The organism is Streptomyces sp. ActVer (assembly GCF_027270795.1).
GTDB lineage: Bacteria > Actinomycetota > Actinomycetes > Streptomycetales > Streptomycetaceae > Streptomyces > Streptomyces umbrinus_A.
The window spans coordinates 1-9261 of the sequence record NZ_JAPWHT010000409.1 but is presented as its reverse complement, the minus strand read 5'-3'; the positions used below and the strand labels follow the sequence as shown (position 1 = coordinate 9261).

The 9261-nt window shown below is 70.7% G+C and carries 7 protein-coding genes and 1 pseudogene; all 8 read left to right on the top strand.

Annotated elements, in window-relative coordinates:
* Nucleotides 1-78 precede the first annotated feature (78 nt).
* The gene (locus tag O3Q52_RS41845; RefSeq protein WP_332112993.1) at nucleotides 79-1110 is read left to right on the top strand and encodes a hypothetical protein; all 1032 of its coding nucleotides are present in this window, start codon (nucleotides 79-81) and stop codon (nucleotides 1108-1110) included.
* Between the two features lie 89 nt (nucleotides 1111-1199).
* Nucleotides 1200-2468: an FAD-dependent monooxygenase gene (locus tag O3Q52_RS41840; RefSeq protein ID WP_269653786.1), complete on the top strand. Its 1269-nt coding sequence runs from the start codon at nucleotides 1200-1202 to the stop codon at nucleotides 2466-2468.
* A gap of 111 nt (nucleotides 2469-2579) precedes the next feature.
* Nucleotides 2580-3977 (top strand): annotated as a pseudogene (locus O3Q52_RS41835) (MFS transporter).
* 41 nt (nucleotides 3978-4018) lie between these two features.
* Nucleotides 4019-4867: a xanthine dehydrogenase family protein subunit M gene (locus O3Q52_RS41830; protein ID WP_269653785.1), complete on the top strand. Its 849-nt coding sequence runs from the start codon at nucleotides 4019-4021 to the stop codon at nucleotides 4865-4867.
* The gene (locus tag O3Q52_RS41825; RefSeq protein WP_269653784.1) at nucleotides 4864-7257 is read left to right on the top strand and encodes a xanthine dehydrogenase family protein molybdopterin-binding subunit; all 2394 of its coding nucleotides are present in this window, start codon (nucleotides 4864-4866) and stop codon (nucleotides 7255-7257) included. Before O3Q52_RS41830 ends, O3Q52_RS41825 begins: the two co-directional genes overlap by 4 nt.
* Nucleotides 7254-7823 (top strand): (2Fe-2S)-binding protein, encoded by a 570-nt coding sequence (locus tag O3Q52_RS41820; protein WP_269653783.1) that lies wholly within the window; start codon nucleotides 7254-7256, stop codon nucleotides 7821-7823. Before O3Q52_RS41825 ends, O3Q52_RS41820 begins: the two co-directional genes overlap by 4 nt.
* 3 nt (nucleotides 7824-7826) lie before the next feature.
* Nucleotides 7827-8525 (top strand): SRPBCC family protein, encoded by a 699-nt coding sequence (locus tag O3Q52_RS41815; protein ID WP_269653782.1) that lies wholly within the window; start codon nucleotides 7827-7829, stop codon nucleotides 8523-8525.
* Nucleotides 8522-9184, top strand: coding sequence for an isochorismatase family protein (locus O3Q52_RS41810; RefSeq protein WP_269653781.1), 663 nt, complete (start codon nucleotides 8522-8524; stop codon nucleotides 9182-9184). Before O3Q52_RS41815 ends, O3Q52_RS41810 begins: the two co-directional genes overlap by 4 nt.
* Nucleotides 9185-9261 lie beyond the last annotated feature (77 nt).

Below are 9261 nucleotides of genomic sequence, written 5' to 3'. Positions count from 1 at the left end.
CCGGCGCGTGCCTGCGCCATGCCCGCGGCCCCCGGAGAGCGCGATCCGTACCCCTCGGCGAACTCTGGAGGAAAGCCCGTGTTCGATCTTTCGTCCGTCGACCTGCTCGACGCCTTCACCCGCGAGCTGCAGCTGTGCAAGGTGCGCAGCGGCGAGCACGTCGTGGTGCTGTCCGAGCCCGGCAGCCGCGGTGACTACATCGCGGCCGCCTTCGGCGCCGCCAAGGCGTGCGGGGCGCATGTCATCTCCGCGACCGTGCCCGGTGGCAGCCCCGCGCCGATGCCCAGCACCCACACCGGTGCGGGTCCGGGCCTGGTCTCCGTACTCAATGACACCACCGCGCAGGACCTGCTGAAGTCGGCCGACCTGGTCGTCGACCTGACCCGCGAGGGGTTCATCCACGCTCCGGTCCAGCAGGAGATCCTGCGCGCAGGCACCCGCATCATCTTCGTCTGCGACGCCCCCGACGTGCTGATCCGCAACCTGCCCAAGGAGGGCGACAAGGCCGAGGTGCTGGAGGGCGTCGACCTGCTGAAGCGGTCGTCCGTCATGCGGGTCACCTCGGAGGCGGGCACCGACCTGACCGTCCAACTCGCCGGATCCAAGCCGGAGTTCCAGTGCGGCTTCGCCGACGACCCGGGCCGCTGGGACCACTGGCCGAGCACGATGGTGCTGTGCTGGCCGGAGATCTCCGACGGCCAGATCGTGCTCGCCGAGGGCGACATCCTGCTGCCGTTCAAGGAGTACGTCCGCTCCCCCGTCACCCTGCAGATCGCGGGCGGGCACATCGAGAAGGTGTCCGGCGGCGCCGAGGCCGAGCTGCTGTCGACCTTCTTCGAGGACGCCCGGGACGAGTGGGCGCGCAGCCTCTCCCACATGGGCTGGGGTCTGATGCGTACGGCCGACTGGTTCGCCACGGCGATGTACGGCAAGGACGACCTGATGGGCATGGACGCCCGCGCCTTCGCCGGCAACTTCCTGTGGTCGACCGGGCCGCATCCGGTCCTCGGGCGTGAGTCGTACGCCCACCTCGACATCGCGATGCGCGGCTGCACCGTCACCGTCGACGACGTCGAGGTCGTCACCGGCGGAAAGCTCACCGACGGCTGACCGCGCCCACCCTCGCGTCGGCCCTCACGGTCGCCGCGCGACCGGACCGCGCACGAACCACCCGTACACGCCCGCCAGTTGGAGGAAGAGTGGCGTCCAGTCAGTCGTACGAAGTCACCATCGTCGGGGGAGGTCTCGGCGGGCTCACCGCCGCGCTGGCCCTTCGGCAGCGGGGCCTGCGGGTCACCGTCCTGGAGCAGGCGGCCGAGCTCGGCGAGGTCGGCGCGGGCATCCAGACGGCGCCCAACGCGAGCCGGGTGCTGATGGGGCTGGGGCTGCGCCGGCAGATGGAGGCCATCCACACCGAGCCGCTCGATCAGGTGCGGCGCCGGTGGAAGGACGGCGGCATCGTCGGCCTGACCTCGCTGGGGCAGCGCGTCAAGGAGCAGTTCAACGCACCGTACTGGCACTACCACCGGGCCGATCTGCACCGCATCCTGCTGGACGCGTGCGTCGACCCCGGCGGCGCCGGCCCCGTCGTGGAGGTGCACACCGCGAGCAAGGTCGTCGAGCTGGACCGCACGGACCCCGAGCGTCCCGTGGCGGTCACCGACGACGGGCGCCGCCACGTCGGCGACGCGCTCATCGGCGCCGACGGCATCCGCTCACAGACACGTGACCTGATGGGCCTCCCCGACACCCTGGAGTTCTCCGGCGAGATGGCCTTCCGGGCGCTGATCCCCGGCGATCTGATCGCCGCCGACCCGGCGACGCGCTGGCTCATGGACCGCTTCCAGAGCACCATCTGGTACGGACCCGACCGGCACCTCGTGCACTACGTGATCCGCGGCGGCGAGTACCTCAACGTCGTGGCGTGCGTGCCCTGCACGGACGAGGTCGCCGAGAAGTGGAGCGTGTCCGCGACCGCGCAGGATCTCGTGGACGCCTTCCCCGGCTGGGACGACCGCGTACCGGCCATGCTGTCCAAGGCGAAGGAGGACGTCTCCGCCTTCGCGCTCCACCACCGGCGCCGCGACCCGGTGTGGATGGACGGCCGGGTCGCCCTCCTCGGCGACGCCTGCCACGCGATGCTCCCCTACCAGGCACAGGGCGCCTCGCAGGCCATGGAGGACGCCGCCGTGCTGGCCGAGGAACTCGGCGCGGTCACGGCCGCCGGCATCGAGGGAGCGCTGCGCCGCTACGTCGACCGGCGCGCCAAGCACGCCGGAATGGTCCAGGAGGCGTCGCTGCGGAACAAGGCCTTCTACCACCTGCCCGACGGCCCCGAGCAGCGGGCCAGGGACGAGAAGCTCAAGAACTTCGACGGGGAGTCGGACCTGTCCTACGACTGGCTGTGGTCGGGCACCCCGCTCAACGACCCGGATCTCGGCGCGTTCTCCTACCAGTTCGCCCGCTGAGGCCCTTGGAACTGCCACCCCCTCACCATCCGGTCCGCACGCCGGAGCCCCGCGAAAGACGCGTCCGCAATCGTGCGGCACGTACCAGACACGCAACACCGTGGAGCGAACGTGAAAACAGGCGATCAGATAGTTCAGGAACTCCCCTGGAAATGGCCCGTCCAGGGAAAGATCTTCATCATCGGCGGCCTCGGCTACCTGTTCGACGCGTACGACATCGCCCTGAACGGCTTCCTCATGCCGCTCGTGGGTGAGCAGTTCGACCTCTCGCTGAGCGATCGCGGGCTCGTCGCGACCGCCAACCTCGTCGGCATGGCCGTGGGCGCCATCGCCTGGGGCTCGGTCGCTGACCGGATCGGCCGGAAGAAGGCCTTCAGCATCACATTGCTGATCTTCGCCCTGTTCTCCGTCCTCGGTGCCCTCTCGCCCACGTACCCCGTCTTCCTCGCGCTGCGCTTCCTCGCGGGCATCGGCCTCGGCGGCTGTATCCCCGTGGACTACGCGCTGGTGAGCGAGTTCTCGCCGCGCAAGTACCGGGGCCGGGTGCTGACCGGGCTCGACGTGTGGTAGCCGGTGGGCGTCACGCTGTGCGGATTCGTGTCGACGGCGCTGCTGACGGTCGACGGGAACTGGCGGTGGATGCTCGCGACGATGGTCCTGCCCGCGCTGCTGCTGTTCTGGGCGCGCCGCGGCATCCCGGAGTCGCCCATCTACCTCACGAAGAAGGGCCGCGAGGTCGAGGCCCGGAGGGTGATCGACGACCTGGTCGCCCGCACCGGCGCCCCGGTCGTGCCGTACTCGATTCCGGAGCCCGTCGCCGACACCGGGCCCCGCGGGGTGGCCGCCGCGGCCGAGCAGCTGCGCCGCATCTGGAGCTTCAGCCCGCGCATCACCTCCGCGGCCTGGCTGCTGTTCGCCACCATCATGCTGGTCTACTACGCGGCCCTGAGCTGGATGCCGACGATCCTGCGGGAAGAGGGCCTCGGTGACACGGCGGCCTTCATGAAGACCACCCTGATGAGCGGGGTCGGCATCGTCGGTGTGCTGGTGTCCACGGCACTCGTCGACATCGTCGGCCGCAAGTGGCTCATCGGGATCTCGGCGCCGGTCGCGTCCCTCGCGCTGGTCGTGTTCGCCCTGGTCATGGAGATGCCGACCGGGTCCGTCGTGGCGATCGCCGTCTTCGGCTTCCTGATCCAGCTCACCATTCCCGTCCTGTACGCGTACGCCTCGGAGCTGTACCCCACCGAACTGCGGGCCAGCGGCTTCGGCTGGGCCTCGTCGGTCAGCCGGGCCCTCACCGGATTCGCCCCGATGCTGTTCGGCTCGCTCATGTGGCCCCTGCTGGGGCTGCCGATGACCTTCGCGGTACTGGGGATCGCGGTGCTGCTGGCCGTCGTCTGGATGGCGTTCGCGGCACCGGAGACGAAGGGCCGGATCCTCGACGCCGACGAGGAGGAGACGCCGGTCGCCACGCGGCGGGGCGTCGCCGAGCAGGCGGCTCTCTGAGGCACGGCCCTCCCGGGCCGCCCGACAACTTACGGAGGACCATGAAGCCCGCCCCCTTCCAGTACCACCGGGCCCGTGACGTCGACGGAGCGGCGCGGCTGCTGGCCGAGCTCGGCGACGACGCCAAGGTCATCGCCGGCGGACAGAGTCTCGTCGCGATGATGAACTACCGGCTGGCCCGGCCGCGGCACCTCGTCGACATCGGCGGACTGCGCGAACTGGACCGGATGCACCGGGACGCCGACGGCGGACTGCGCATCGGGGCGCTCACCACCCACCACACGGTGGAGAGCGACCCGGCCGGGGTGCTGGGGGCGGGCTTCGATGTCCTCAGAAAGGCCATGACCTGGATCGGGCACCTGCCGATCCGCACCCGAGGCACGGTCGGCGGCAGCATGGCGCACGGCGACGCCACCGCCGAGTGGTGTCTGCTCGCGATGACACTCGGCGCGGAGTTCGTGGCACGCGGGCCGCGGGGAGAGCGGGTGATCCCGGCCGGGGACTTCTTCCTCGGCTACTACACAACCGCCCTCGACCCGGACGAGCTCCTCGTCGAGGTCGTCTTCCCCCGTCCCGCGCCGCACGCCGCGCTCACCGAATTCGCCGAACGGCGAGGAGACTTCGCCCTCGTGGCCGCCGCCGTGGACCTCGATGTGGAGGACGGCGAGGTGCGCGGGGGCCGGGTGGCGCTGGGCGGGGTGGCGTCCGCTGCCGTCCGGGTGCCGGAGGCGGAGGCCGTACTGGCCGGCGGTGGCTCCTTCGAGGCGTGCGCGTCTGCTGCGGCGGAGGCCGTAGAGCCGCCCGGCGACGCGTCCGGCAGCACGCATTACCGCAAGCAACTCGTGCGGACCCTGGTCCGGCGCGCCTGTGAGGAGGCCATGCCCTCATGAGTGAAGTCCCCATGCGGGAAGTCCCCATGCGCGACAGGAAGTTGGTGGGCAGGGCGGTTCGCCGTCGCGAGGATCCGCGCCTGCTCGCCGGGCGCGGCCGGTTCGTCGACGACATCGCGGTGCCCGGCATGCTGCACGCCCAGTTCGTGCGCAGTACGGTCGCCCATGCCGAGTTGGCCTCGGTGGACGTGTCGGCGGTGCTCGAAGTCCCGGGCGTCGTCGCGGCGTTCACGGCCGAGGATCTGGAGCTGGGCGACATCGTCGCTCAACTCGGGCGCCCGCTCTCGGAGTTCGTCCCGACCGCGATGCCCGTCCTGGCCCGCGACAAGGTCCGTTACGTCGGAGAGCCGATCGCGATCGTCGTGGCCCGCGACGCATACGCCGTGGAGGACGGCCTGGAGGCGGCGAAGGTCTCGTACGCCACGCTGCCCCCGGTCATGTCCGAGGAGGCGGCGTTCGCGGACGGCGCTCCGCTCATCCACGCCGAGGCCGCGCACAACACCCTGGTGGACGTCTCGCTCTTCGCGACGGACGGCATCGACCGGATCTTCGCGTCCGCGCCCTGTGTCGTCGAGGTCGACACGAGGACCGGACGGCAGAACGCGCTGCCGCTGGAGACCCGGGGCGCGGTAGCCGACTGGGATGACCGCGAGGAACAGCTCGTCCTGCACACGTGCACCCAAATCCCGCACCAGGTAAGGACGGTGGCGTCCCGCTGCCTGCGCCTCGACGAGCGGGCCGTGCGGGTCGTGGTGCCGGACATGGGCGGCGGGTTCGGCCAGAAGTGTGTCGTGGGCCGCGAGGAGATCGCCGCAGCCGCTGCCGCCCTGCGACTGCGTCGACCGGTCAAGTGGATCGAGGACCGCAAGTACGCCCTGACCGCCTCCTTCCTCGCCCGCGAACAGCACTACCGGGCGCGCGCGGCCTTCGACGCCGAGGGCAGGATCCTCGCGCTCGACGCGGACGTGGTCTGCGACATGGGCGCGTACTCCTGCTGCCCGTTCACGGCGGGCATCGAGCCGCTGATGGCCTCCGCCGAGATGCCCGGCGTCTACAAGCTGCCCGCGTACCGGGTGCGGGGCCGGGCGGTCACCACCAACAAGGCGCCCACCGGGCCGTATCGGGGGGTGAGCCGGCCGCAGTACGTCATGGTCATGGAGCGGCTCTTCGAGCGCGCCGCCCGCGAACTGGCCCTGGATCCGGTCGAGATCCGCCGCCGCAACGTCATCACCGACTTCCCGTACACGGGCGTCAACAGCATCACCTACGACCCGGGCTCCTATCTGGAGTCGCTCAACCTGTGCGAGCTGCTCGTCCGGGAGGAGGGCTGGTACGAGAAGCAGGCAGCGGCGGCGGCCGAGGGCCGGCATCTCGGCATCGGCTACTCGTGCTTCAGCGAGCGGACCGGGTACGGCTCTTCGGCCTTCGCGCAGCGCAAGATGAAGGTGGTGCCCGGCTTCGACATCTCCGAGGTACGGATGGACACCAGCGGCACGGTCACCTTCACCACCGGCACCATGAACCACGGCCAGAGCCACGAGACGACGATGGCCCAGATCGTCGCCGACGAACTCGGCCTGGACATCGCAAAGGCGAGGCTCCATCAGGGCGACACCGACCGCATCACCTACGGCTTCGGCACCTTCGCCAGCCGCTCCATCACCATCGGCGGCAGCGCCGTACGCCTGGCCGCCGCCAAGCTCGGCGACAAGCTGCGCGCGATCGCCGCCGCACGTTGGGAAGTCGCCCCCGACGAGGTGGACCTGGCGGAGGGCCCCGCCCGTCGCCGCAACGCCCAAGACGTCCTCTCCTACGAGGAGATCGCCGACATCGCCTACCTCCAGGCCCACTTGCTGCCCAAGGACATCGAGCCGGGCCTGTCGGTCACCGCCACCTTCGACGTCTTCAACGACGGCACCTTCTCCAACGCCACCCACGCCTGCGTCGTCGAACTCCACGCGGACACCGGGCAGGTGGAGATCCTGCGGTACGTGTGCGTCGAGGACTGCGGGGTCGCCATCAACCCGCAGGTCGTGGAGGGGCAGTGCCGGGGCGGCATCGCGCAGGGCATCGCGGGCGCGCTGTTCGAGCAGGTGACGTACGACGCCCAGGGCGAGCCGTCGGCGACCGGCTTCATGGACTACAAGGTGCCCACCGCGCACGAGATCCCCGACGTGCTGATCCACCACCTGGAGACGCCCTGCACGTTCACCGAGACCGGTGCGAAGGGCGCGGGAGAGGGCGGCACGATCGGGGCGCCCGCCGCCGTACTCAACGCCGTCAACGACGCCCTGCGCCCGACCGGCGTCGAACTCGACCACACGCCGATCACCCCCGAGACCGTGCACCGCGCCCTGAACGGCGCCCTGATCCTGGAGTCGTCCTCATGAACACCGACCCCGTGGTGACCCACCCCGACCTCCAGCTCATCACCCTCGACGTCAACGGCGAGCGGCATGACGTGATCACCGAGCCCCGCCGCACCCTTGTCGACGTGCTGCGGCACGACCTGCGGCTGACCGGGACGCACGTCGGATGCGAGCACGGCATCTGCGGCGCCTGCACGGTCCTGATCGACGAACGGCCCGTCCGCGCCTGCCTGATGTTCGCGGCGCAGGCGGAAGGGGCGCGGATCCGCACGGTCGAGTCATTGTCAGCGGACGGCAACGGCGGTGGCGGTGGCGGTGAACTCAGCGATCTGCAACGGGCGTTCAGCGAACACCACGCGCTGCAGTGCGGGTTCTGCACGCCCGGGTTCCTGATGCTCGCCGAAGGGTTCCTCGCCGAGCGTCCCGAGGCGACCAAGGAGGAGATCCGCGAGGTGGTCGCCTCGAATCTGTGCCGATGCACCGGCTACCAGACCATCGTCGAGGCGATCGACGCCTGCGCGACGGCTCGGCGCGGGGCCTGTGTCACGCCCTGCATCCCCGACAGCCCTGCCGACAAGGAGCACTGACGCATGCAGCTCACCAACACAGTGCCGGTCAAGGCCTCGCCCGACGACGTCTTCGCCCTGATGAACGACGTCGAACGGGTCGCCTCCTGCATGCCGGGCGCCACGCTCGACGGGCAGGACGGCGGCGCCTGGCGGGGCCGGGTGAAGATCCGGGTGGGTCCCATCAGCGCCTCCTACGCGGGCACCGTCCGCTTCCTGGAGATCGACGCCGAGAAGCGGCGCCTGCGGGTACACCCGCGCGGTACGGACACCCACGGCAGCGGGGACGCGGAGGCGGAGGTCTCTCTCGACATCCTCGCGGCGCCCGAGGGAGCGCTTCTCCAGCTCTCCACGGACCTGGTGATCCGGGGCAAGATCGTCCAGTTCGGCAAGGGCGCGATCGTCACGGTGTCGGACCGCATCCTCCAGCAGTTCGCGCGGAACCTGGGGAGCCTGCTGGACCAGGACCGGGCAGTTGGAGCCGTCTCGCCAAGTGCCTCACGACCCACGACGGCATCTGCATCCGCATCCGCTCCCGCCGCCGCACAGCCGGCCCTCGCGCAGGACTCCGACCTCGACGGCCTGGCGATGCTGCTCGGCCCGCGGGCCGCCAAGTACGGCCTGGTGGCCGGGGCGTTCGCCTTCGGTGTCCTGGAGGGCTGGCTGCTCGGCCGACTCGGCGCCCAGGCACGGGAGTTGCGAGCCCTTCGGAGGACTTCATGAGCGACGCCCAGTACGGGCAGGAGACGGAACGGACCTACGAGCGGGCCGGGTTCGGAGCACCCGTGCGCCGCGGGAGCCGTCCCGCGATCATCGTCGTCGACCTCACGCGCGGCTTCACCGAACCGGGGTTCCCCTCTGGAGCCGACCTCACCGAAGTCGTCGGCGACACGGGCGAGTTGATCGCGGCGGCGCGTCCGGCCGGCGTACCTGTGCTGTTCACCGCGATCGCCTACACACCGGCCGAGGCGGCGGGCGACGCCGTCACCTGGCTGCAGAAGGCTCAGGGCATGCGGAGCCTGGTCGAAGGCAGCGAGGAGGTCGCGCTCGACCCGAGGCTGCCTCGGGCGCCACAGGACCATCTGATCGTGAAGAAGGGTGCCTCCGCGTTCTTCGGCACATCCCTGGCCGCCCTGCTGACCGGACTCGGCTGCGACACGGTGCTGGTGTGCGGGGCGACGACGAGCGGCTGCGTACGGGCCACCGCCGTGGACGCCGTGCAGTCCGGGTTCTCGGTGCTGGTGCCGAGGGAGTGCGTCGGCGACCGCGCACCCGGTCCGCACGAGGCGAACCTCTTCGACATCCAGGCCAAGTACGGCGACGTGATCGGCATCAAGGACGCCGTCGGCTATCTCGGCGGCCTGCCGAGGACAGCCCCGTAGTCCCGTCCACTCAGCTCTCCGGCCCCGCACAACACCTCGACGAAGGACACCGCCCCATGCCCCCACCCCCGCCCACC